This is a genomic window from Robinsoniella peoriensis, from assembly GCF_000797495.1.
In the GTDB taxonomy this organism is placed as follows: Bacteria; Bacillota; Clostridia; order Lachnospirales; family Lachnospiraceae; genus Robinsoniella; species Robinsoniella peoriensis.
The window spans coordinates 104,882-128,522 of sequence record NZ_JTGN01000007.1 but is presented as its reverse complement, the minus strand read 5'-3'; the positions used below and the strand labels follow the sequence as shown (position 1 = coordinate 128,522).

Annotated in this window: 24 protein-coding genes; 10 read left to right on the top strand and 14 right to left on the bottom strand. The window is 34.2% G+C overall.

The genetic code is table 11. The annotated features are described in order from the left end of the window. Positions 1-148 precede the first annotated feature (148 nt). A complete protein-coding gene (locus QR40_RS15510) occupies positions 149-430 on the bottom strand; it encodes a hypothetical protein (RefSeq protein ID WP_027294283.1) in 282 nt (93 codons plus the stop codon). A gap of 420 nt (positions 431-850) precedes the next feature. Here QR40_RS15510 and QR40_RS15505 point away from each other — a divergent pair, with 420 nt between their 5' ends. From QR40_RS15505 to QR40_RS15490, 5 genes are all read left to right on the top strand, one after another. After that, complete coding sequence (locus QR40_RS15505; RefSeq protein ID WP_027294284.1) at positions 851-1,093, top strand: helix-turn-helix domain-containing protein; 243 nt, start codon at positions 851-853, stop codon at positions 1,091-1,093. A gap of 43 nt (positions 1,094-1,136) precedes the next feature. Then, positions 1,137-1,295: a hypothetical protein gene (locus QR40_RS31820; RefSeq protein ID WP_156042906.1), complete on the top strand. Its 159-nt coding sequence runs from the start codon at positions 1,137-1,139 to the stop codon at positions 1,293-1,295. A 3-nt stretch (positions 1,296-1,298) separates the two neighbouring features. Further along, positions 1,299-1,511 (top strand): hypothetical protein, encoded by a 213-nt coding sequence (locus tag QR40_RS15500; protein ID WP_027294285.1) that lies wholly within the window; start codon positions 1,299-1,301, stop codon positions 1,509-1,511. 194 nt (positions 1,512-1,705) lie between these two features. Continuing rightward, entirely contained in the window at positions 1,706-1,966 is a 261-nt protein-coding gene (locus QR40_RS15495) for a hypothetical protein (protein ID WP_052377807.1), read from the top strand. Positions 1,967-2,043: 77 nt separating this feature from the next. Next, positions 2,044-2,541, top strand: coding sequence for a J domain-containing protein (locus QR40_RS15490; RefSeq protein ID WP_027294286.1), 498 nt, complete (start codon positions 2,044-2,046; stop codon positions 2,539-2,541). A 254-nt stretch (positions 2,542-2,795) separates the two neighbouring features. Here QR40_RS15490 and QR40_RS15485 read toward each other — a convergent pair whose 3' ends face one another. Together QR40_RS15485 and QR40_RS32625 are read right to left on the bottom strand one after the other, a co-directional pair. After that, positions 2,796-4,154, bottom strand: a complete 1,359-nt coding sequence (locus QR40_RS15485; RefSeq protein ID WP_027294287.1) for a KAP family P-loop NTPase fold protein — start codon at positions 4,152-4,154, stop codon at positions 2,796-2,798. Between the two features lie 31 nt (positions 4,155-4,185). Next, on the bottom strand, positions 4,186-4,317 hold the full coding sequence (locus tag QR40_RS32625; protein WP_255348089.1) for a hypothetical protein: 132 nt from the start codon (positions 4,315-4,317) through the stop codon (positions 4,186-4,188). A gap of 2,155 nt (positions 4,318-6,472) precedes the next feature. Between QR40_RS32625 and QR40_RS15480 the strand changes: the two genes are divergently transcribed. After that, positions 6,473-6,712: a DUF3781 domain-containing protein gene (locus QR40_RS15480; protein ID WP_081998938.1), complete on the top strand. Its 240-nt coding sequence runs from the start codon at positions 6,473-6,475 to the stop codon at positions 6,710-6,712. A gap of 282 nt (positions 6,713-6,994) precedes the next feature. Continuing rightward, positions 6,995-7,324 (top strand): cupin domain-containing protein, encoded by a 330-nt coding sequence (locus QR40_RS15475; RefSeq protein ID WP_044295923.1) that lies wholly within the window; start codon positions 6,995-6,997, stop codon positions 7,322-7,324. A 536-nt stretch (positions 7,325-7,860) separates the two neighbouring features. Here the strand turns inward: QR40_RS15475 and QR40_RS31815 are convergent. From QR40_RS31815 to QR40_RS29920, 11 genes are all read right to left on the bottom strand, one after another. Beyond that, positions 7,861-8,031: a hypothetical protein gene (locus QR40_RS31815; RefSeq protein WP_156042908.1), complete on the bottom strand. Its 171-nt coding sequence runs from the start codon at positions 8,029-8,031 to the stop codon at positions 7,861-7,863. After that, positions 8,022-9,035 carry a hypothetical protein gene (locus QR40_RS15470; protein WP_027294289.1) on the bottom strand — a complete coding sequence of 338 codons (1,014 nt, stop codon included), beginning with the start codon at positions 9,033-9,035 and terminating at the stop codon, positions 8,022-8,024. Before QR40_RS15470 ends, QR40_RS31815 begins: the two co-directional genes overlap by 10 nt. Further along, entirely contained in the window at positions 9,032-10,018 is a 987-nt protein-coding gene (locus QR40_RS30950; protein WP_081820247.1) for a PD-(D/E)XK nuclease family protein, read from the bottom strand. The genes QR40_RS15470 and QR40_RS30950 overlap by 4 nt, the downstream gene beginning before the upstream one ends. Before the next feature lie 1,505 nt (positions 10,019-11,523). Next, on the bottom strand, positions 11,524-11,829 hold the full coding sequence (locus tag QR40_RS15460; protein ID WP_027294291.1) for a hypothetical protein: 306 nt from the start codon (positions 11,827-11,829) through the stop codon (positions 11,524-11,526). 51 nt (positions 11,830-11,880) lie between these two features. Continuing rightward, complete coding sequence (locus QR40_RS15455) at positions 11,881-12,516, bottom strand: hypothetical protein (RefSeq protein WP_027294292.1); 636 nt, start codon at positions 12,514-12,516, stop codon at positions 11,881-11,883. A 103-nt stretch (positions 12,517-12,619) separates the two neighbouring features. Further along, entirely contained in the window at positions 12,620-12,985 is a 366-nt protein-coding gene (locus tag QR40_RS15450; protein ID WP_027294293.1) for a hypothetical protein, read from the bottom strand. 68 nt (positions 12,986-13,053) lie between these two features. Next, a complete protein-coding gene (locus QR40_RS15445) occupies positions 13,054-14,124 on the bottom strand; it encodes a hypothetical protein (protein WP_027294294.1) in 1,071 nt (356 codons plus the stop codon). Positions 14,125-14,137: 13 nt separating this feature from the next. After that, positions 14,138-14,524 carry a hypothetical protein gene (locus QR40_RS15440; RefSeq protein WP_027294295.1) on the bottom strand — a complete coding sequence of 129 codons (387 nt, stop codon included), beginning with the start codon at positions 14,522-14,524 and terminating at the stop codon, positions 14,138-14,140. Positions 14,525-14,617: 93 nt separating this feature from the next. After that, entirely contained in the window at positions 14,618-15,697 is a 1,080-nt protein-coding gene (locus QR40_RS15435) for a leucine-rich repeat domain-containing protein (RefSeq protein WP_027294296.1), read from the bottom strand. Between the two features lie 35 nt (positions 15,698-15,732). Continuing rightward, positions 15,733-18,060: a S8 family peptidase gene (locus QR40_RS29925; RefSeq protein ID WP_052377808.1), complete on the bottom strand. Its 2,328-nt coding sequence runs from the start codon at positions 18,058-18,060 to the stop codon at positions 15,733-15,735. Between the two features lie 308 nt (positions 18,061-18,368). Further along, entirely contained in the window at positions 18,369-20,813 is a 2,445-nt protein-coding gene (locus tag QR40_RS29920; RefSeq protein ID WP_052377809.1) for an Ig-like domain-containing protein, read from the bottom strand. A gap of 248 nt (positions 20,814-21,061) precedes the next feature. On the opposite strand from QR40_RS29920, the gene QR40_RS15415 reads away from it, so the two are divergent. From QR40_RS15415 to QR40_RS15405, 3 genes are all read left to right on the top strand, one after another. Then, positions 21,062-21,418, top strand: coding sequence for a hypothetical protein (locus QR40_RS15415; RefSeq protein WP_027294297.1), 357 nt, complete (start codon positions 21,062-21,064; stop codon positions 21,416-21,418). A 23-nt stretch (positions 21,419-21,441) separates the two neighbouring features. Then, positions 21,442-22,734, top strand: coding sequence for a hypothetical protein (locus tag QR40_RS15410; protein WP_044295922.1), 1,293 nt, complete (start codon positions 21,442-21,444; stop codon positions 22,732-22,734). Positions 22,735-23,212: 478 nt separating this feature from the next. Further along, positions 23,213-23,599 (top strand): hypothetical protein, encoded by a 387-nt coding sequence (locus tag QR40_RS15405; RefSeq protein ID WP_044295920.1) that lies wholly within the window; start codon positions 23,213-23,215, stop codon positions 23,597-23,599. Positions 23,600-23,641: the final 42 nt, after the last annotated feature.

The window sequence follows — 23,641 nt, the reverse complement described above, 5'->3', positions numbered from 1 at the left end:
GCTTTTACACATATGACAATTCACTCCTTTTCTTATATCCATTGGTTTTCCTAATATGTCGATTAATAAAAAAAGCATACCGCCCGATTTTGTATTCAGACTTTATGCTTTATATATGATATAATACATGCAATTGTGTGGTTGCTAACTATGATATTTTCTGTAATTTTTCGCTATGTTCCGTTACTACCTTTTTAAGTAGCGATACATCAGATTCAAGGGCTTCAATTTTATCAGACTCACTATCAAACCGTTTGGCTGCTGGTAAATAATTTTCTGCTAACATTTTAATATCACGCTTGATATCATTCTCAATTATAATATTTATACGGGTTTGCTCTTGCTTAATTTCCTCAATATCTTTTTTTAAAGGCTCGATCTTTTTGTCTATGATATTGGAAATTGCTAATAACAACTCATTATCTGTCATATCTTTTTACCATCCTTTACATCTGTGGTGTATGTATTATACCATATGTAAAGCATAAAGTCTATTCGATTATCAAGGTGCTTTTTTCAAGTTAGCAAGTCAACCCTCTCTCAGTAATCTTCCTGACTATTGATTCCGTAGTCGTTCACTCACAGGTATATTGACTGTTGATTTCACAAGGCTTTCGGCTCTTGTAAGTGTTGTGTCTTGCTTAACTTGTAAGACCATTGTACACTAAAACGAACTTAATTGCAATACGTAATAGTACACAAAAACGAACTTAATATTTTGTGATATGTACACAAGAACGACATATATTATAGTGTAATCGACAACATAGACCATAATTAGATTATTATATTGATTTTAAATGTTCGCTATAGTATACTAACTTTATAGATTAAGAAAGGAAGTGATCAAATGCCAAAAGAGAGATATCTACCCGGTAAAATATCATATGATAAACTTTTTAAGCAAATGGAAAAAAAGGACGTAAAAAAAATAAACCTCAGACGTGATTTTGGCATACATCCAACAACCATACAAAAAATAGTTGCTGGTGAGACTATAAATACAGATACCATTATTATTCTTTGTTCGGCGTTAGATTGTCAACCCGGTGATCTTATGGAATATATTCCTGAATCAGACATATCAGAGTAATACTGCATTATATAGAAGAAACATAAAATATAGGGGTGAGCGTATGATAAGTTATGAGAAGTTGGATGAGAAAGAATTAGAGATAACAGTAACACCAGACGAATGGAATCTAAGAATGATTGATCAAGCGACAAAAGAGAATTACGGGAACACAATTTCTTTTGATGAAATATGCCATCAACTGAATATTAAAGAGGTGTAATAAATGGATGCTGAGAAAAAACCATATATTGTAAACGGTGAGCGTGTAACCTTAGAAGAATACAGAAAAACAAAGTATGAAGACTTGAGGGTACGTGTGCCGAAAGGTAAAAAAGAAGAAATCAAGAAATTCGTTGCCACTACTGATGAGAGCCTAAACAGTTTTATTAATAAAGCTATTGATGAAAAGATTGAACGTGATAAACTTAATATATAGTGTTGTGTGGTACCCATAAAAATATATAAATTATGGGTACCATTTTTGTATATTATTCCGTCTTGAAATATGGGTACCCATAGTATATAATTATCATATCAACAGACAACAAAGTACCTTGATAATTGAATAGACTTTGCACCGCATATATGGTACAATCATTACATATGATAATCATATAAGGAGTGGATAAAATGGATAACGATCTTAAAGAGATATTGATTGCAATTCAATCTGGGATTATTAATCTGCAAAATGAAATGACAGAAGTAAAGACAAGCTTGAAAAAGATTGAATTAACCATAGAACTTGAAACAAACAAGAAAATAGATGCTCTCTTTGATGGAAGAGTTGACGAGATGCGTCATCGTAAAGAGAATATAGAAGCAAATGCAAAAGTAGCTGACTTAGAAATGAGAGTCGATAATTTGGAAAAAGCGTTTAAGGCATCATAACACGTACTGACCATATACAAGTGTAAAGTCTATTGAATTATCAAGGGCTTTGCACTTTTTTTATGGAGGTACATATTATGACAAGCTATTTTGACCGTATTACTACCCTACAGGAATTGAGAAGCCAATACAAGGCACTACTCAAAAAATATCATCCTGACAACGCTGACGGCTCTCTGGAAGTCACAAAAGTAATCAATCTGGAATACGAAAAGCTTTTTCAGCAATTGAAAAATGCTCATACCGCTAAAGGGAAAACTACAGCATACAATGAGATGCAATATGACTTCTCAGAGGATGAAAAGTTGCGGGAAGTCCTGAATAAAGTTGTTACCCTTGCAGGACTGAATATTGAGATTATAGGTAATTGGATCTGGCTTGATGGTCTGACATACCCGCATAGGAAATACTTAGGTGAAATAGGCTTTAAATGGGCTGGAGAGAAAAAGAAATGGTACTTCCATACGGAAATATTCAGGAAGAAAAGCCGTAAGAAATTGAGTCTTGATGACATCCGCCAGTATTACGGAAGTACAAGCGTGCGTCAAGAAACAAGTCCTCTGCTACAGGCATAAAATTAAGGGGTAGCCTACAACTACCCCATTAATCGCAATATGCCGTCAAGCGCGTTTAAACGGTCATACAGGCTGTTTTGCCGTTCGTGTAGACAATTTTACCCTCAACGAATCAGGACGTCAATTTGCGTCATATATTGCCTTGACATGGCTCTTGCATACTCCCCGGGGGTACTTTACATTCTGACGCATGGGTCAGGTGTCCGGTAGCTGCACATGTGTTCCATCCACACGTCACGGGAAAATTTCATTTATTATAAACTGGTTGATAATAAATTTTCTGAATTTTCACTCATATAATTAAACATTTCTAACTTTTGGTAAATATATTGTCCATATAATAATCCAGATATTTCATCATATATTTCATAATCAGGATCAAATAATATTTTTTCGATTCCAATATCCTTACCACATTCATCTTTAACCAAATCGTCAATTACATAGTTTGCCATTTGCAAAATAATAACAATGCCCTCTATCCCCTCATAAAACTTGAATTTTTCTGAAATTTTTTTACTCTCTTCCTCCTGCGTAATTTTATATTGTTTATCTAAAATAGAATTATACATCTCTATCTTTTTATATTTCATGATCATAAAGTAAATATAATTAAAATGAGATGTCACCAATAAATAATCCTTCAAGAACACGTCATACATTATCATATAGGTTTTTAAAACTGTATCAAGATCTCTTAACGTCAATATAAAATGAGCTTGCATGTGAGAAAAAAACATCTTTATTTTATCTTTAAATTTATCATCATTCCTATGTTTATTATTCCATTTTACGATATTTAACCTATTCAAAATTATATCGCTACTGTCCGTTTTTGGTATTTTACTAATATAATCAAAGAACCGACATAAGTACCCAGTTGAATCCATGTCTTGTCCATAGACCGTTTTTATTGAGCAGCTTAACTGCGATATGTCTACAGCAAAGACAAATACCATATCTTTTACATCAAAAAGATGCTTAACAATTTCCAATGTTTGAATTGCAAAATTAGGCTTGCATCTATCCAGCTCATCCACGATTATCACAAGCTTTCTCTTAGAATTATCCATATATGTAGTCATAATCTCTTTCATTTCAGATATATTTTTCCGAAATAATTTATATTCTCCAAAAAAACTATTTTCTCCCTTTAGATAACCCTTAAATGCTTCTAATGTATCCAGATCCGCTGGAATATCTATATTAAAATGTTTTTCCATCTTTGTTCTTACAAATCCATACCCTATATTTTGGGCAGCTATTAGTATTTTTCCGCCTAAATTTGCAGCATTATCATTGTCTATTTGCAATTGAAAGATACCATCCTCTAATATTGTATTCATAAATGGATCAAAGGGATTATCCCAAAAATCATTTTCCCATGCATTGTAATAGATAACTTTTAGATCGTCTATATCTTCACAATAATTCATGAACATATTAAAAAAATACGACTTACCAGTTCCCCACGGTGAATCTACTGCTATTGTATAAGCATTGGTCAATAAATCTCGTTTATACTGGTCAGAGTTCAGAATAATTGTTTTTAGAAATTTAGCATATTCCAATCGCCCCAGTTTATCATCTGTCTCAAAAGATAATTTTCTCATAACTCTCTCCTATTCTTTAATTCCATAATCATCAAGATAGCTTAACGCCATTGATGCCTTTGCTATTTTTAATCCTTCTCTTTAACTCACCTGATCTTGCATCACAGCAAAACTTTATAAATTTATTTACCTTTTCCCGCTCATAATCTTTTAACTTGTACATACTTCACTACCTCCCATAATATTCCATATTATACCATATCACAAGTAATAATTTAAGCTAAATTATGTTGTATTAATAGTTCAAACAACACACTCCCGGCACGACTTTGGTTCAAATATACCAATCATCCATCACCACACCTCTTCTACCATTTCTACGCTTATAACAACATAAGCACAGAATATTTTCTCCCATCTAAGGTAAAAGATATAGCCTACAGACCTTTTCTTTAAAATCATATTAACAATAACAGGTTACAACGGCAGATATCATATTTGCGCTAATCTGGAATATCCGCTACCAGTTCTTTACTGTGTCTCCAGGCTACTCACACATTCTCTGCACCCTGGCTACACTTATAACAACATAAGCACAGAATATCTAATTGCATTCAAGGTAAAAGATATAGCCTAACACCCATTCCTTTAAAAATCAAATTAACTTTAGCTCATCTTGTAATCTGGTGTCTCTGCCACGTCAGATAATGGTTTCCACCTCTTTGCTAATTCTTTGTAATTTATAACTGACCCGTACTCATTGGGTGAGTTTTTATTTTTCTCCAATATCCTTTGCTACAAATAATGGCTAGTCATCAATTCCGAATAAGTCTAATTCAGACTTTTTCAAAACATATTGTTTTACATATTTGCTGTAACACGAGTTACAACCGGCATCAGTACATGATTCCCCATACAGCCCTACACTCAGGCACATCACATGCCCTCTTTACTCTGCTATCCTTATAACAACATAAGCACAGAATATTTGATTGTATTCAATGTAAAAGATATCACCTTAACAACATGTTCTGTAAATTCTAATTAACTATAACAGATTTTTCCAACGTGCTTATCCCGAAAGGCACCATTCAAATGTGCTAGATTGTTCGTATAGACCCTTGACAAGTTTTGGTCAAGGGTTAATCTGGGTGACAGACTGCTTCGCATAGACCAGATTTTGAAGTAATTCCAACGTGCCCGTCTGGTAAGCACGTTGTTCTTCAGACGCGTGGCTCTCGCCCACACGTTGATGCTCCCGACCTTTATTACATACCAGGTAAAATACTGTTTCACATAGTTGAGATTTTGAGGTAATTCCAACGTGGTAATCTCGTCACTACGTTGATATTGATTTGGTACATGGCAATGTCATAAGCACGTCTGGCTCTCGCCCATACGTTGATCTTCAGACGTGTCGTTCAGAACGGCACGTTGACAAATCCTGCTGCATGTCCGACAATTTGTCAGGTATGAAATAGATCAGAACGTCTTTACCTGATAAAGAGGTTGTGCGCCTGATGCACAACAATTGTTATCGTCCTGAACGATCACTCTGAAATCACCGTTTCATTGGCTGCCACATCATAAACAAATTACTCCCCTTTGAAGCCACCACAATGCCCTTTCTAGCCAGTAATCCTTATAACAACATAAGCACAGAAAATTCTATGTACTTCTTTGATAAAAGTATCGGATATGAATATAAGTTTTGAAATCATATATAATTAATACAATATCCCTTTGAAGTGAAGTCGCAAAATGGGGCATGGTTGATCTGTACTGGCGATTTGCCGGGTCAGCTAATTAAATAATGGAATCCTACATACGGACTGCATCCTTATCCTTTGCTGCTATTGATGAGGTGGCATTTTGGAACCCCATAGTTTGAAGTTACACTGAATCTACATGATACCTTTCTTGATCATAATCTAAGGATGTCCATTGGCTGAACTTCCCTATATTCATCGGTGGTGGAAAATTTTCCACCACCATAACTTCTTTTCTTATTGTGTAGGGGACATTATGTCCCATTCAAACTGATTTATTATTAAATCGTTATTCTGTAATACTTCTTTGATCGCCCATCAAGTTAGAAGGTAACAAGTCCATAATAACAATCGCAGACAGAATACTGATAACTTTTATGATGTTACCTTTAAGATTTTATAATATGGGGGTGTGGAAATATTTCCACAGGGTTAAGTTTGGGGGGGTGTGCAAAATTTTGCACAGGGTAGAGTTTGACATCGTGCAAAAGTTTGCACAATGTTCATGTGATACTCCCGGTGATTTACGCTTAAGTACCATTTTACAGTGGCTTCTTACACTTCTATATGTTATATTTAGATTAACTACGAATTTTGTGAGGACAGATAATGAATGAATTGATTGAGAATATTGACAAACTACATACCACAGAAATGGGGTTAGAACGTATAAAAAGGAATTTGTCACTTGAAGTTAGTGATGTCGTGCAATGGTGTAGAATGGGTATATTGGACAAATATGCCATTATCAAAAGAAAAGGGAAGAACTGGTATATTGCTATAAACAATTGTGAAATAACTGTAAATGCCCATAGCTATACTATTATCACAGCTCATAAAGCTAAATAAAAATTTAAATAGAATCCTCGATGATATATTAATCCTTAAAGCTCTGTCGCCAAATCGGGCGATACTGATTTTACTTAGGTTTTTCTTGCCACATCAGTACACTTCACATGAGTTTTTGCACATGGAAATCTTAAAGTGGTATTCCAAAAACATGACTTAATCATGCCAAAGTGTCTTTTATGATCAAAAAATGTCACAAAATCAATGAAAAGGTATGGGGCAAATACTTATGCCATAGTAGTAAAACTAATAAACCTAAATATGGATTATGGAGGTCAGAACATGTTTATTAATTTTAATGAAATTGCAGAACGTAAAATAACTGGAATGAATGGTGGTAAGGGGGAAATGTCAGCTAAGATGTTTATGAGCGAAAATGGGAAAATTATACCATGCCGTATCCATGCTGGAGGTTCCATTGGCATACATAGCCATCAAACAAGTGATGATATTAACTATATTTTATCCGGTACTGGAAAAGCTATCTGTGATGGCAAAGAAGAAATTCTTATGTCTGGAGTCTGTCACATTTGCCAAAAAGGATCTGATCATAGCATTATCAATACTGGTAACGAAGATTTAGTTATGTTGACAATTGTTGTAGAACGATAACATATCGTGTTGGAAATCAATTACATGTTACTAGGATTCCACCAAATAGAAATATTATAAAAGAATGTAGCAGCACATTAGAATACCCATTGTAGCCAGAAATCATTATAACAACATAAGAACAGAATATTTCATACTTGCCAATGATAAAAATACAAGGTACATACATAAATCTTAGAATTATAATGTTAACGTTGGAATATTCAGCAACTATAAATGCTGACTGTGATGTATCATGGCAGAATCTACAGTGTCCCCGATGGGAAACTGTAAAATCTATTGCAGTACACTAATCACGACAGTACACTTCGCAGGGGTAAAGTCCTGTTTTTGAATCACATGTTTAGAACACAAACAGGGGTATACCCCTTCCAAGTGTACAGAATAGATATAGACTTAATTAATAGATATAGATAACTAATACTTATAAATAAGTATTAGTTTAGCGCTCGGGGATAAATCCCCTCCCACTGCCATGGATCTCCTTCACAATTAAAGTATGGACAGTCAACACTTTTTTAGACAACTTTGTAAGGTTATTTTCCCAGTACTTCATTGATGTCATATAATCCATTGATGAATAATTTCAACAACAATTTGGTTTCATCAAACAGATGATTTTTCTTATGTTCTGCCTCGTCAAAAGGAGAGAGTTCATCCAATACCGAACTCATTAAATCCATATAATACCTTTTCACTAATTCCATGTCTTTGTAGCAAGCTGTTCTGCAATTTCCTGTGTTTCGGATAGCTTATCTGTATTAAGAACTTTTGTCAAATCAAATATACGAGTTCCCATAGGTGCGTTCGGTGTTATCTTCTTAAAATCCGTCAAGTAGAATTTTTCCACAAAAAAATACCGTTGCTTAATCGTTTTTAAATCATAACCATACTTATCACCATCTACGATAGCCTTGAGAATTTTTTCTTTTCTTTCATCAGTCAACTCTCCAAATTCAGCGTCATATTGTATACCGTTTCCGTTTTCAATTGCTGTAATTCGAGCACAGACTTTACCAACTGCACGTACACTCTTATCTTTATATAAGCCCAAATAATCATGTGCTCTAAAACCATGCTCAGCTTTATCGTAATAAACATCTTCTTTAAAATTAAAATCAAGTGTTTTACTTGCAAGCTGCATTCTCATGAATTTCCATGAATCAGCTATTGCAATAAGCGCATCGTTATAGCAATAATTTAGGTAGTCATCAAGTACTTCTTGCATGTTATAATCCTTATCATCGATAACTTCTTGAATGGCATTTGCTATACCTTCAAAGGTAGTGTTTATGTGGATGACTGGATGGTCTTGTTTAGCATTAAATTCTTTGAGTTGCTTTTCAAAGGTCACTTTTTTGTCATTTTTCATCAGTGCTGGTGCTAGCGTAATCATTACCTTATACTTTTCCCCTCCAAAGGAGCTCAGATGCCTCATAAGCTGATTAGAATCGAACAAGTCAGACATTTTTGTTTCAACTACAATCTTGAAACTCTCCTGAGTAATGGTTGCATCAGGTATACTATCAACACTTTTCTCTTGTAGGTTAAATGCAATTTCAGGTTCAAAGGAATCAGAGAAGAATTCCGTTTTCAAAAGCCGAAAAAACTTATCAGAAGAATATTGATATAAACGAGATAACAGCAGCATCGTATTTGCTGTTGCAACATTTTCTTTCGCATGGTATCTCTGGAAATAATGAATCTTCATAACTGCTTATCCCCTCTCTTTTTTATTTCATAATTCTTAGGGAAGTAATCCTTCCCTAGCAACCAAACAAACTGGTCGATTTGTTTCAGGTTATATTTGTCTAATCTATAGAAAGCACGAAAATCAATCAGAATACCTTTGAATTTAATATAGTCCTTTAAGTCACCATCCTGAAAATCTGAGAATCCATCCCGATTTCTAAAATAACGAAGTACCTCATCCACATAACTATCATAAATGGGATAGTCGAGAGGATTGTGATGGCTACAATATTTTGAGGCAAAAGAGTAAAAATTCTTCTCTGTATTACCGATAGTTACATACTGGATATCTCTTACCAGAGTCACATCTCCAGCCTTAAGTCTTAAATCAATATCCAGGGTGCAAATGTGCTTAGCTACTGGATAGATTGAGAAAATTTTCGTACTATAAAAATCATTAAGCGTTGATGCCTTTAAAAGCACATCAATAACATCTACATTTTTCGGGCATAAATCAGAGAACAGTTTATTAAGTGCGTCCTCCTGCAAGTGATAGTTTTCCAGGCTATCCCACTTAACAAGATAACACTCAACCTGCTCTATTGATGGATCAGGAACTTCAACATCCATTTTCTTCTTCCGAGTACATGTGCGAATAGCAGTATTCTCTCGCTTGGGCGTTGGTGGCTCAGCAGTTTCATCAGAATCTAAGAATAAACGGAACCTTCTCAGATGAGACAAGTAACTATTAACGTTTGATTTAACATTACCGGTCGAGTTCTCAGAAAGAGCCTTGATTAATGTCTCTTTTGCCACATTTTCAAAATCAGTAGCAGTCACCCTGTTCCAGAACAGATCTTTACTTTCCTTCCTCCAAATGTAAAAAGTGTCCGCATAAGCGGTATTGATTGTTTTTTCTGAAATATCCTGGCTATGTAAAAATTTTCTATATTCGGCACGCAACTCATCATATGATAAAGATTTCATTTTGTTTAAATCCACTTCTACCTCCCCTTTATTCAATACAATTTAGTCTTTCAAGCCACTTCAATATACAGCCACTCTAAAAGGAACTATCATTACACATGTTTATTTACAGTAAAAAGATAATTAATTATATCCCAAATTTTTCTAAATATCAATCCTAACTTATTGAATATATGTAAATGAATTGCTTGCTACTACCATCTCTTGACTCCCCCGATATGCAAAATTTTGCAAGTCGGTGTATGCACAACATTATCAGCGTATCATTATTAACATTGTGGAAAATTTTCCACGAAGTCAGTTCTATTGAATTGTGGCTTCGACTTATATTTGGCTAATTTGGGTGAAATCTCATTGTGCAAAAATACACAGTGAAAAATGTTAGATTATACTGTATTATTTAAATCACAGGGACGTTTAGGTGTCCCTCTGTTTAGGTAAAAAACATCAATCACAGGGACGCTCAGCGTCGACATATGGACATTCCTTATTTAAACAGACATATATAATTAAACAGACTAAATACTTTTATTCACTACGTTCATAAAAGTATTTTCTTCGCTTACGCTCAATCTCCTGTATCAGAAAAGATTACAGAGTATTATTTGTTGGCAGAATCTACAGTGTGCTATCTTTCTTTTCTGATTTGGAAATCTCTGTTGTGTTTTACTGGACATCCAATGAATAACAGCTATAAATTTTCTTTGTTGAGATGGTTGCTTTTCCTGGACAATTTGTAATCCGGTGATACGAAAATGTAAATCCGGTACTATGCTGCACTATTTCTCTGGTCTGGGTGATTATCTGATTTAACTGTTATGCGATATTCCAAGTTGGAAAATTAATTGAGAGATACCTACTCCTGCTCGCTTATCTTCTGCTCAAAAATGAGCTAAAGTTTACGGATTGGTGTAGAATAAGATAGGGCATATAAGTATTGATGATGGATATGGTATATTAATAAACCGTTTTTATTAAGTCTATTCTGTTGGAATTGTGGACTGATTATGGGGTGTGGATTATGTAAAGTAGTTTTGTGAAATAGTTTTATAAACAACTTTTATAAAAGTCTTTATCTAAGTATTGTCTCATTTCCCCTCGAACACTTTCGTATTCCATTTTACCACAAATTCTTGCTATATGGAATACCTTTCAATAAAAATAAACACTACTTACTCTACTCACAGTTATAATTATTGTTGCAAAAAATTGCTTGTAAACACAAAGTTTTTTCATATATATTCTAATAATCAGTAACATATATACTTATAGTTATATTTATAGTAATATTGCACAAAAGAATGCCAAGTTTTTTCGATAATAAGTTCGGCAGATATTTTTTTAGTTAGTATTTACATGGTGAAATCGGCTATACAAAGTGCACAATGAAAATAATGCTATAATTTATAGTAGTGTAATATATAGTAAACCTTGTATCTAATCATATATTATCGAACACGAGAGATTTTTCAACCACCCTATTCCCTAATATAAAATAAAAGAGAATTGGGGAGGGTAAATTACTCATGTTTGATTTTCTTTTTGATGTAGTATATAGTCCAAACAATTATTGCAATGATAATACTGAAAAGAGCCTGCCCAGGAATTAGCACATAGAGGGCAAATATAGTCGTATGGTCATAATTATTTGTCAAAATATCAGACAGCAAAAAACTACTCCCAATAAAAAGTAATATATTGCTAAGAACAATACTAATAAGAGGAGAATATTTAATACATTTGGGTTTTACATGGAGCATTCCAAATGATGCAATCAATGGTACACCAATTAGATAAAATAATAAGGATAGTTCAAATTTATCCATCACATTCTCCTTCCAAAATACTATCCCCCTATCTCCAATATTATGGTTCAACTAAATTAATTTGTCAGCTTTTATAACAATACAAGGTTGATGCAGTATCTTTATGTCTTCAGATAATCCTGACCAGAGTAATAAAGAAGAAATAATTGAATAGGTATTTTCTGTCTTTACAGCATTACATTCTTCAAGGTTCTTCATTGATTTTAAGAATGTCTGTGCCGCAACTCTTGCATCTGCCATATGTGATTCTTTGTTGGGTCTACTCTTTGGTTTTCCATTTGGGCTAGAGATAAAAGCCTCCCATAAAAACAAATCAAACTCTTCTTTATTGAATCTGCTCCAATCAGTGGTAGCTTTTATTTTGCACTCAGAATCTTTTAAATATTCAAAAATCCATGCAATTTCTGACATACCAGTTGCCAGTGCACTTGCTCCTGCTCCTGCACTCCATGGTCTTCCATTCTCTCCATCTCTTTGAGCTGTAAGCAATTTTTCATCTTTTCGAATACTAATTGTAACTGGGCATTCAAAACCCAGGGTGACTTTTTTTGAAGTTGTCAAATCACAAACTAATGTATCAACAAGCTTATTAATATCTGTATTACATCTGATAGACTCTCCTTCTATTCTACACCAACCAAAGTTTTTTTTCTTAATTGATCCAATGTCAACTGCATAAATAACCATTTTTTCTTATCTCCAATTGTATTTTAATCTCATAACTACATATATTATATGCTAATACTTAATCAGATTCAATCGTTTTGCTTAATATTTGAGTGCGTCAATTTTACTTTACCAGTGTTTTCTTAAAGTTCTCAAATGCTTCTTTATAAAGTTCAATATCTCTGTCTGTGGTAGTTTCCCCAGCTTCATTTATAAGTTCATCAAATAAGAAATCAATGTCAGCCAGTTCTTCTTTTCTGGCTTTCAGATTTCGTTCATATACCTCTCTCGCTTCCTCCAATGTTTCAAAACAATCTACGCACTGATCAAAATCAATAATCCGTATATCATCTTTGTCTTGATCCGAACCAACGATTTCTACCCGCATCATCTCAGCTCTTTTCTTGAGCACTCTCAGATGTTGAAAATAATAGTATTCAAAAACATAGTAAAAGCATTCCCCTGGTTCTAAACTACTAATATTGTACATTCCAACCACATCCTTTCAAGACAATTATATCCCTCTCCCTTCCGGTTGTGGATGGTAATATATGGTAATTAACCAGCATGTACTATATCATCTTGATAGGAATTATCGCCAAACGGTTTGACATCCACTTTTAGCAAGGCATCATATACATGCTTTGGTATCTTATTCTTGTACCTGTCTGCCATATTAATAATGTCTGCTTGCTTGTGCCTTTTATACTCAGCAAATGCTTCTTCTGGCGTATCCCAGTAACCTAACACAATTGATTCACCGCCACACGGCATAAATACTCCATAATACTTCTCATGGCTGCTACTGTATCTAACTCCCAGTGGTAAAACAGGATTATTTCTTCTGGTTCTACGGGAAGAATAATGTTTCTTGCTGTTAGACAGCATGGTATTCAGGGTTTGTGGCAAAATACAACATTTGTCCGGTGCATATACCTTGTTTCCCGGACACAGCAAATCTTTGTCCACCGCCATAGATTCACCCTCACATTCATAATAATTTGCCCAGTACCACTCCATAAATAACTCTGGATCTCTTGCCCAGCTATCACAAATTACTGAATCATCATAGCACCTCCTGTTGCTCTTTTTGTTGCATCGGTGATTTATGCCCTGCCAAATACCAAATGCACGATTCCTTGATGAGGTAATGTAGGGGATATACTCCTGGTTCCGGTCAATATCTTCCACTTTTATATAACCTCTATTTAATGATATGTACTCATCCCAGCTTACCCACAATAAATTTTTGTAATAGTTATTACTGAGATCTTCGTCAATATGCCAAATCCAGGTAGTCTCACTGTTTCTTTCTAAGAATTGTTCTGCTACCAGTTCTGCCGGACTCGTTTCTTTTTTATACTTCTCCCCATACTCATCAACCAGATTAATCGTATAGTGGACATTCCCTGTCTTGTGCATGTAGAAATATTTCCTGAGATTATTAACCATCCTGCCGTAGTTGGATATCCAATAATTCTGGGAGTCCTTTACCTGGACAAAGACCTCTTCTTTGCTTAAGGGTGTTATTTCCGCTTTCGCTAAATCCAGAACTCTTGCATCTGTTAGATCCGCAAATTCCCAGAACTCTTTTCTCTGTTTCCGCTTTATCATTTCCTTTTTTGTCATCTATTTTTTCCTCCTATTTAAACCGTTTGCCAAATGCACTTTTTATATTGCGTTCAAAATCTTCTTTCGTTTTTGCCCAGAATCCGCCTTTTCCGATCAATCCTCCGTCTTCAGCGTAACCGTAAATTGTCTGGGTGTCTCGTCCGCTTGGGTCGTATCGATAGCCCGTGTCCAGACTTATACCTCCGGTTACTGTATCTCCTCCTGATTGGATGCCGTCATGTTGTGGGGATTCTGCTAACTGCCCGATTCTGGAATATCCTCCTTGGGGTGAGTGGTAAAATCTGTCAACGTTTACGTGTAGATCTTTGAATGACTCATCTACTGTTTCGGCTACGGCTGCTTCCATTTTTTTCATTAATTGCGCTTTGAGTGCTGATATTGTATTTACTGTTTTCATAATTTTCTCTTTTAATTAAAATAAGCCCATAACTACGGTTAAGCAGTTACAGGCTTGTTATTGTGATATTGTTTAATTTTAGATGATTTGTTGTTAATTGCGGACTGTAAATTTAACTTTCCTCAACGTAGAAGACTCATCATCATAAAACGTGTCTACGATATATGATCTTAACACCAATCTTTTACCTGCCCATTGCATAAGATTCAGATTCTTAAAGGTAAATTTACCTTTGCGGTTTGATTTAACCTCTGCAATCTTTTTGCCACGGAGATCTTCCAGCACAATATATGAATTTTTATTTGCAATACCTGTTATTTGCTTCGTATGTTTAGTGATCCTGTCACGGGAAGTTGGTACAATCAGGTGGATAGTTTCTACCAGATTTTGGAACTCTACAGTAGTCTGATACCACAAGCTATCCCTAGGCCACGCTTTTGGCAGTTTTTTATCAAATTCTTTTGCACTGATATTATTATATTTAAACTCAGTTTCATCTAAATCTGGATATTTATTTAGGTTCGGCAATTTTTTTATTTTGTTCATAGATACACGGAGGGCTTTCAATCCCGTTAATTTTTCAATATCTTCAAGGCTTGATAATTTATTTCCAGAAACCCATAACGTTTCTAGTTTCACCAAATCCCTGATTTCTTTTAAATTCACAAGCTGATTACCGTCTGCATATAAACTAGTTAATTTTTTTAAGTTTTCAATCCCAGACAGGGATGTTAAGTTATTGGCAGATATATACAGCGTTTTTAAGTTTACTAAATTCTTTATTGGTTTTATACTCTTAAGCTGATTACCATGTACTGATAACGAGGTCAATTTATTTAAGTTTTCAATCCCTGTTAGCTTTTTTAAATTATTAAAAGAAACATCCAGTACCTTTAAATTTTTAAGCTTACCAATACCCTTTAAACTCTTAATCTTACTTTTTCCCCCCTCATTATGGGCATTTAAACGCTTTATCTTTGCTGCATCATTTTCTGTAAAGTTTTTACTTTTCCCCAGCTTTTTCAGTATGGTTTGATACAATACTTTATCCGGTATCCCCGTCTTGTCATTCGGAATAATCTTGCTTTTTGCTGCCATGGTATTCATAGGTAAGAATGCCATCATTAACATCATGATAACAGAGGCAAGCAGAACTTTTTTTCTTTTTTTCATATCGCATATCTCCTTTTTAATTTATTTCTGTTTTTTTATTTAGGGGTATGTGTTGCATTTTTAATTTTTTTCACATCACAGTATTCTTCAATTAAATTTGAATCACTTCCCGCAATCTCAATGAAACATTGATATAAATTTTGTCTAGCAAATGTATCATTAAATAGATCGAATGCCCAGGCAATATCCCAGTAAGCGCCCGCAGTAATAGGTTCAACCACATTCCAAAGAATATTATCTACAGCCTCCCTTGTAACTTTAATCCTGTTTGGAACAATCTTAGCATTATCTGCATCATTTGGTTTTTTGGGATCATTTTTATCACCATGGCTTATAAACTTCCCTACTACACCATTATTCTTATACCAGACCCTATGGGCAAAGGAATCTGAAACAAGGTGTATCGCAACCCCAAATAAGAAATATTTTCTGTTTGCTTTTGTGTTTCCGTATTGCGCAAGTATTTGGCTCCAAGGCAAATCTCCAAATTTTGTAGTGGTAATTTTCGATTTGATTTTATTAAATATCCTTGCATCCATTCCTATTGGTACTCTTTTAAATACTGAAGTATCTCCTCCCCTAAGCGCTATCCTTGTTAAAAATAGATAGCAGGATACAAAATTAACAGGTACTACTTCCTTGTCCGGCACCTTATCCCACTTAACACCGCCATGATATTCCGGATAATTACCATATCCAACAACATTAGCCTCATGTTTATCCGGATATATTGCACCTAATTTCATGATAGCAATAGCCTTAGAATCCAAATCTTTATCTTTCTTAGAATCATCAATAACGCCCTGATGGGTGCTGCCCCCCCATCTACCTTCTACATACGCCTCATTATCACAGATTTCTTCAAAAATATCAGGAGTATCCGTATTTTCTGGGATAATATCTCCTCCTTCTATGCTTGAATTATAAAAATTTTCAGAAAAGGTTTCGTACATACGCATTGCATAATCTGTATCAATAAGTCCACATTCATCGAAATTTGTAATGTTTTTAGAGGTTGCATCTATCAATTGTCGTATAAATTCATGCGATTTTGATAAATCTTTTTCCCATAACAGAGAAGCCACTCCTACCACATGAGGCACTGCAATACTTGTACCATGTGTTACAACTGATCCACCAAAAAATGATGCAGTTTGAATCTTTTCTCCTGGCGCCGCAACGTCTAATTCTTTTCCAGTATTACTAAATGAACTAATCTCTGCTTCTGGATTAGTAGCGGCTACTGCCATTACTTCTTTAAATGCTGCTGGATATTCCACTTTGCCTGCGTTATTTCCTGATGCTCCAACCATTAATATACCCGCATCATACGCATCTTCTACAGCTTTTTTCATAGCATTTGAATATGTGGATGTTCCAAAGCTCATGTTAATAATATTCACATCATTATCAATACACCAATAAATTCCTTTTATGATACGACTTAAAGGAGCTTTATTTTCACCATCTAATACTTTTACCGAATATAAATCTACGTTTGGATTAACTCCTTTGATTCCACCCTCTCCATTTGCACAAATAATACTGGCAATACCAGTACCATGACCTGTTAAATCCCGATACATGGGAACCACATAATCCTCTTCTTCAACTAAATTAATACTATCAGCCAGAACTATTCCGTCAACATAATCTACTCCTGAATCTAATAAAGCGACTTTCACTTTCTGTATACTTCTTGCATTTGTATTAACTTCATCTACATTAATCACCTGTAAGTTCCAGTCAGCTTCAACCTCAGTTTCACTTGCATTGTTTCTTGCTTCACGTAATTTAGCCATAAATTCTCTTTTTTTAACTTTTTCTATATCCTCTGTTTCTGTCTCTTCAGGATCTTCTTGCGCTAAATTCTCTGTACTTTCAATTGTTTCTGTGCTCACTGTTGACTTTTCCGTAATCTCTGCCTCTTCCGTTACTTCTGTTTCCGCTGTTGTTGTTTGGCTTTCTTCTTCACTTTCCGTAAGAATCGTTTCTGCTTCTGTACCTTCTGTGATAATCTCTTCTTCCAATGAATTTGCAGAAATTATGATATCCTCTTCCACAATCAAACCATCATTTTGCTGCATCTCTTCTGCTTCTTCTGGTGATAATTCCATTACTGCAATATTGTTATCCGATAACTCTGGATCTTCTTCTGAAATACTAAATGCTGCTCTGCTAGTAACATCGTTAAATTCTTTTGAACTGTCTGCCATAACGATATAGGTTTTTGTTTCTGCATCCGTTTCATTTTCTGCATTTGCGATCATCATATTATTGCTGCCAACCAACTGACACATCATTGCGAATACCAAACAGCTACTTACTACTTTTTTGCCTGAAATCTTCATCTTTCTCTTCATAGATATTCTCCCTTTTCTCTTTGGTAGTTTCATTGAACATACTACTTACTAATATGAATCTGGAATTGCCAAATATTAAATTCTTACTCTTCTCCCTTCTTACTATATTTTCATAAAATATTCATATTATTTTATGTATATTGCACATTGAATTTGAATTATCATATCACACTTTCATCATTTTTTCACCCCCTATTGACTAACTGGTATCTATTCTCGTCTAATTGGTAATATTATCCACCTCTTAGAATGGATAAATCCTTTCAAAAAAATAGAGACATACAAATGTACGCCTCTATCCTCAAATCTTATTCTACTTTTACATTACAATATGCGCTTTTTCCACTGCTTGTCTTAAGCGTGATTCTACATCTCCCCTTCTTCAAAGCAGTTACTACACCCTTGCTTGAAACCTTAACAATTCCTTTTTTGTTGATTGTCCATTTCTTCGTGTCGGTTGTATTCTTTGGATATACTGTTGCTTTCAGTGCGTATTTCCTGCCAACTGTCAGTGTTAGATTCTTACGGCTCAGTTTGACCTTTGTAGCCTTTCTTTCCTTAACATTTACGATGCAGGTAGCTTTCTTCCCGTTTTTCGTCTGGGCGGTGATTACTGTCCTGCCAGATTTCTTAGCGGTAATTTTACCCTTGCTGGAAACCGTAGCATATTTGTTAGCTGAAGAGCTCCATTTAATGCCTGAATTATACGTTTTCGGCTTCACTGTAGCTTTCAGCGTGTATGTCTTGCCTTTATACAGTGTCAAGGACGGTTTATTAAGCTTAATAGATGTAGCACTAACTGACGGCTTATCCGGGGTTACAGGCTTGGTGGGTTGTGCTGGTTTTGGTATATTCACGGTTACTTTGCATGTGGCTGTCTTGTTGCCGTCTTGGGTCGTTACTGTGATATTGGCTGTTCCGTTTGAAACTGCTGTAACCTTACCATTTTGATCAACTGTTGCTACGGATGGATTGCTGCTCTTCCAGGTTACTGCTTTGTTGGTTGCGTTGGCGGGTGAAATGGTTGCTTTAATTGTTTGCTGTTCACCTTTTTTTCTAAGATTGATGTTTGAATTTGCCAAGCTTATTCCAGTTATATCGTAATATGCTTTTGTTTCTAAAATAAATCCTCTGCCGTAATTACCAAAATCATTTAGATTAACATCATTCCAAACTTTTTGCTCTCTTAATATTTCTACATAATCTTCACTTCCTTGATAATTATTTGGCTCACCATTTCCCCATTTAGTGTATACGAATTTTTCTCCTGTAATCCATCGAAAATGCCCCTTACTTACCTTATCCGTACCACCTATAAAGTAATTTGCACGATTTCCACTATCTAACAATGATTCAACAATCTTTTCTTCCTCTAAAGTTGAAATTGTTACTAAATGACCGCCTAGCTCCTCACATTTACGTTCTGCCTGCTCCCAGTCAAGTATATCTTCATAAATTGAATAACGATTGCCATTATAAACTACAGACTTTTTAGCCATAAAAGTATTTTTAATCATGATGTCCTCTGGACAATATACTGCAGTATTCCCACAACTGTCATAAACATAAATATGAGTACGATAATATCCACGTTCAAAATGATGATCTGAATCGTTTACTCTATAACTATATGTATTACCATCTTTAACTCCACTAGCCGATGGATTCACCCACCAATTTTCCATAATATCATCTTGATCATTATTGGTTGTCCATGTTGGGAATTGTACTCTGTTTACTCCCCAGTTATCATCAGCTTCACAGATAATAGTATAACCAGTATTGTCTATTTGCTCAATCCTTACATTGCTTATTCTAGGGTCTGTACGATCAATGTACGTTGGTTCTGCTTTTTCTGATAGTTCATTTTTATTAGTATCATATGCATAAACATGTGTGAAATAATAACCCTCGTAATTATTCCAGTCTCTCACATTTACTCTTACAGAAGCTGTATTACCATTAATAGTGCCCCGTAGCCATGTTGCGTCTTTCCCGCCTCCGCTTTGTCCAGCGTTCCAAGTTGGAAACTCAACTCTATCGATTCCCACATTATCGGTAACGGTACAAGTGACTGTGTATCCGTCTTTATTTACATCTGTGATCTGGACGTTGGAAATCACTGGTTTTATATTATCTTCATCATTTCCAGTATTTGTATTACCTGGTTTATGTCTAACAAACGAAAGCTTATTTCGTAGCTGAGCACGAGTAATTACACCATTCCAATTTACCTGGCATTTACCTGTCCAATTACAATCTGCATAATATATAGTATCCCCTGACACCTTAGTAATAAAAATGGTGTGAGTTTCATTATTTATACGGACTACATCACCTGCATATAAATTATTTACATTCGAATGTTTTTCCCATGAATTAGCATAACCACCCAATGTTAAGTCTGCCATTTTCAAAGCGAATCCATGACATTGCCATGCTTTTTCCTTACCATCATAAATGAACGCTCCACATGAGCATGAACAATCAGGTGTACAGGTTGTATTTCTACAAGGACATATTTTAGTACCTGTTCTATCAAGTCCATTATATTTATTCCAGTATTCTCCATGTTTATAGACATTTTTTAATTCAGTTATTCTCTGTGCAAAACTATTGCTTCTAGATTCAACTTGGGATGCCTCCGCCTTAATCGATATACTTCCAATTGATATTACAAACAAAAACAGAATCATAAGTCTAAATAGTTTTTTTGCTCGCTTTCTTGCCCTAATATTGTTCTCTCCCTTCATATCCCTTTCCCTCCATAAAATTAATATTTCTTATATTATAACTCCCAGGTATTACCATTACAACTGTTATGTATAAAATATATAAATTTAAGCATTAATTCGCATGTAATTCATACCATTTTAATAATGTATTCATTTTAATACAATGTATTTATTGCTTTTTATGATAGATTCTTATAATCTATTGTAGAATATTACACAAATCTATGATAGTATTGAAACAAATTAAACTAAAGGAGAGTTGTGGAATGAAAAATTCAAAAGCTTATGCAATTAACATTATGGGATGGATAACAATTATTGTGGGCGTTATAGGGAGTTTCGTTATAGGCGACGTGTATCAAGTAGTATCTTATTCATTTACAGGAATAGAAAGATCCACCTATAACTGGTCATTGGCAATTATGTGTTGTATCTCTTCCGTATTTATTGGACTCGTTATCATTGGTTTGGCAGAAATTATTGAGTTACTACAACAAAACTATGATAAAAATACCCTAATTGAAGAGAAAATCAATGGTTTCGAATCAAGCCTTAATGAAATATCTAATAATACTAAGCAACCTTCTGCAGAGAATTACAATGAAACTCTTCCACCATTATAATAAAGAACAGTAGGAGGTCAGCTATGGAAAGATTTGAACGTATTTGTTTTATCGATGGTATGTTATGGTCTCACGATTGCCCAGTTTTACTCGAAAAAGGAGCACTTTTAATCGACACAAAGAAAAATATTAATGTTTTACAGTTGAAATTTAGGAATCTTCAGGAAATCCCTATTAGTGCTGTTTACTTGATTATTAAGCAAAAAGATGTGATGGGTAATGTTTTAGGAGATATTGAGCGCTTCTACTTAGATTTATCTGTGAAATCTAATGAGTATTTTGGAAACTCTGTACCTATTGAATTAACTTTTAAACAGGCAAGGTCATTTGATTACATCGTTTCCACTATTGTTTTTGCAGATGGTACAAAATGGCAATCATCTGAATGCTTAATGCCTATTGCCACACCTAATAAACTTACTGATCTTAATGATTTAAAAGATCAATTCAAAATTGAAGTACATAAATTAAATTATTCTGTTATTTGTGAAAATTTGCCATATCAAGGAGACGGTTATTGGATCTGTACGTGCGGACATTTCAATCTAAATAAAAGTAATCGCTGTCTCCATTGTAATCTTGACAAAATAAAACTATTTGAAATAAGTAATTCTGATTTTTTATCAAAAGAAAAGATCATTTTGGAGCAAGATAAATATCCCTCTAAAACTATATCCGAGACAACCAATGATGCAGAAACATCAAATGAAGAAAGTTTACAAAAAGACACTCCCAATAATAACAAATATAAGATAATATTTATAGGTATTTCTATTGTTATTTTCTTCATTGTTGTAACTATGTGGAATACTATGAAAAACAGCGAAAAAGATTCGTCGCCTAAAACAAACATCGGTCAAAGTGATTCTTCCAGTGAGATGAATAATAACGCTATGAATACTAACTCTGATAAAGAGGTAATAAATATTTTTGAATCTATAAATTTTGACATGAAACCTCAAGATATAAGTAATTTACTAGGAGACAACTATGAACTCAGTAGTCGCAGTACAGCCGATCAATCTTTTCATCGTTACATGGAATTCCAGTCTGAGTATACTATAGATAACATTCCTGGTAAAATTGTATTTATCTTCGATGAAACTACATTAAAAGAAATGTATTGGGTTCATTATTATGATAATGATAATAGGGATACATTTAATGACACTGTTGATTATATTTCTACGTTTCTTGGTGAACCTACGTTCCCTAATACTAAGGATCAAACAGATTTTAATTATTGGAATAGTCATAAATATAGATTAACATATAGTAATGCAACAGATGGTCTATTTTTTCACAAAATTAAATAAGTAATATAGACAATTATCCTAATAAGCACTAAAATAGTCATAAAAACAGAGTTTCATCTGAAACGGCTTCTATGACTATTTTAATACTCATATTTGTTTTATCATTATTGTGTTGCATATCTATTATTATTAGTACCTTTTGATTGCCTAGTTGATTGCCTAAAAAAAAGATGTGCAAAAAATCCCCTTTCTATCAGTGTTTTTCAGTGTGTCGTGGGGTTCGATTCCCCTACGGACTGTTAATTGAATTGTGGAAAAGCCTTGTATTTACTGGGGTTTTCCACTTTTTTTACGTCTTTATTTTTTGATTGCCCTTGATTGCCTAACATTTATCTTGTGTCTTTACCAAACTATGAATTTGGTCATATTCTTGATGTTCTACACGGTTATGAGAAACTACCATTTTATTAGTAGCTTCTTCTACTTCTATATGATATATTTAAATCAATTAAAGTTAAAGTTGTGGAGAAGATGAATAATGAAAAAAATAAATTCGTTTGCCATATCATTGATGTTATGTATTGCAATCACTGGTTGTGGTAAAAGAGCCGATTTTGATATCAGCGTTGTAGTACCTGCTGGAAATTCAGAATTTGTTTATTCTGATGAAGAAATTTCTCCCCTTAATAATCAAATTACCATTTCATCTGGTGAGGGATTAGTTGATACGGAAATCGTTTTAAAAACGATAGAGGGTAAAGATAAAAACGCTTATGGACCAATATATCTTTCACCTGGAAAACCAATAGATATACATGTAAAAAAAGGTTCTTGGTTTAAGGTTGGGGTTTCCGTGCAAAATACAACAGATGAAGATATAACGGTTCATGTTAAATTTAAAGATATTGAAGTTCGAATAGAATAGAATATTAACTTAACAGTAAAGCTATTAAAACCAAAATTAGTT

What these genes read in the sequence shown, in the direction of transcription:
- QR40_RS15405 (WP_044295920.1), top strand. Translation starts at nt 23,213, where the DNA reads ATGAAAAAAATAAATTCGTTTGCCATATCATTGATGTTATGTATTGCA.
- QR40_RS15470 (WP_027294289.1), bottom strand. Translation starts at nt 9,035, where the DNA reads ATGAAGATTCATTATTTCCAGAGATACCATGCGAAAGAAAATGTTGCA.
- QR40_RS15455 (WP_027294292.1), bottom strand. Translation starts at nt 12,516, where the DNA reads ATGGTTATTTATGCAGTTGACATTGGATCAATTAAGAAAAAAAACTTT.
- QR40_RS15445 (WP_027294294.1), bottom strand. Translation starts at nt 14,124, where the DNA reads ATGACAAAAAAGGAAATGATAAAGCGGAAACAGAGAAAAGAGTTCTGG.
- QR40_RS15505 (WP_027294284.1), top strand. Translation starts at nt 851, where the DNA reads ATGCCAAAAGAGAGATATCTACCCGGTAAAATATCATATGATAAACTT.
- QR40_RS31820 (WP_156042906.1), top strand. Translation starts at nt 1,137, where the DNA reads ATGATAAGTTATGAGAAGTTGGATGAGAAAGAATTAGAGATAACAGTA.
- QR40_RS15415 (WP_027294297.1), top strand. Translation starts at nt 21,062, where the DNA reads ATGAAAAATTCAAAAGCTTATGCAATTAACATTATGGGATGGATAACA.
- QR40_RS15480 (WP_081998938.1), top strand. Translation starts at nt 6,473, where the DNA reads ATGAATGAATTGATTGAGAATATTGACAAACTACATACCACAGAAATG.
- QR40_RS15510 (WP_027294283.1), bottom strand. Translation starts at nt 430, where the DNA reads ATGACAGATAATGAGTTGTTATTAGCAATTTCCAATATCATAGACAAA.
- QR40_RS15495 (WP_052377807.1), top strand. Translation starts at nt 1,706, where the DNA reads ATGGATAACGATCTTAAAGAGATATTGATTGCAATTCAATCTGGGATT.
- QR40_RS15435 (WP_027294296.1), bottom strand. Translation starts at nt 15,697, where the DNA reads ATGAAAAAAAGAAAAAAAGTTCTGCTTGCCTCTGTTATCATGATGTTA.
- QR40_RS15485 (WP_027294287.1), bottom strand. Translation starts at nt 4,154, where the DNA reads ATGAGAAAATTATCTTTTGAGACAGATGATAAACTGGGGCGATTGGAA.
- QR40_RS29925 (WP_052377808.1), bottom strand. Translation starts at nt 18,060, where the DNA reads ATGAAGAGAAAGATGAAGATTTCAGGCAAAAAAGTAGTAAGTAGCTGT.
- QR40_RS32625 (WP_255348089.1), bottom strand. Translation starts at nt 4,317, where the DNA reads ATGTACAAGTTAAAAGATTATGAGCGGGAAAAGGTAAATAAATTTATA.
- QR40_RS29920 (WP_052377809.1), bottom strand. Translation starts at nt 20,813, where the DNA reads ATGAAGGGAGAGAACAATATTAGGGCAAGAAAGCGAGCAAAAAAACTA.
- QR40_RS15440 (WP_027294295.1), bottom strand. Translation starts at nt 14,524, where the DNA reads ATGAAAACAGTAAATACAATATCAGCACTCAAAGCGCAATTAATGAAA.
- QR40_RS15460 (WP_027294291.1), bottom strand. Translation starts at nt 11,829, where the DNA reads ATGGATAAATTTGAACTATCCTTATTATTTTATCTAATTGGTGTACCA.
- QR40_RS15450 (WP_027294293.1), bottom strand. Translation starts at nt 12,985, where the DNA reads ATGTACAATATTAGTAGTTTAGAACCAGGGGAATGCTTTTACTATGTT.
- QR40_RS15475 (WP_044295923.1), top strand. Translation starts at nt 6,995, where the DNA reads ATGTTTATTAATTTTAATGAAATTGCAGAACGTAAAATAACTGGAATG.
- QR40_RS15500 (WP_027294285.1), top strand. Translation starts at nt 1,299, where the DNA reads ATGGATGCTGAGAAAAAACCATATATTGTAAACGGTGAGCGTGTAACC.
- QR40_RS15490 (WP_027294286.1), top strand. Translation starts at nt 2,044, where the DNA reads ATGACAAGCTATTTTGACCGTATTACTACCCTACAGGAATTGAGAAGC.
- QR40_RS15410 (WP_044295922.1), top strand. Translation starts at nt 21,442, where the DNA reads ATGGAAAGATTTGAACGTATTTGTTTTATCGATGGTATGTTATGGTCT.
- QR40_RS31815 (WP_156042908.1), bottom strand. Translation starts at nt 8,031, where the DNA reads ATGGAATTAGTGAAAAGGTATTATATGGATTTAATGAGTTCGGTATTG.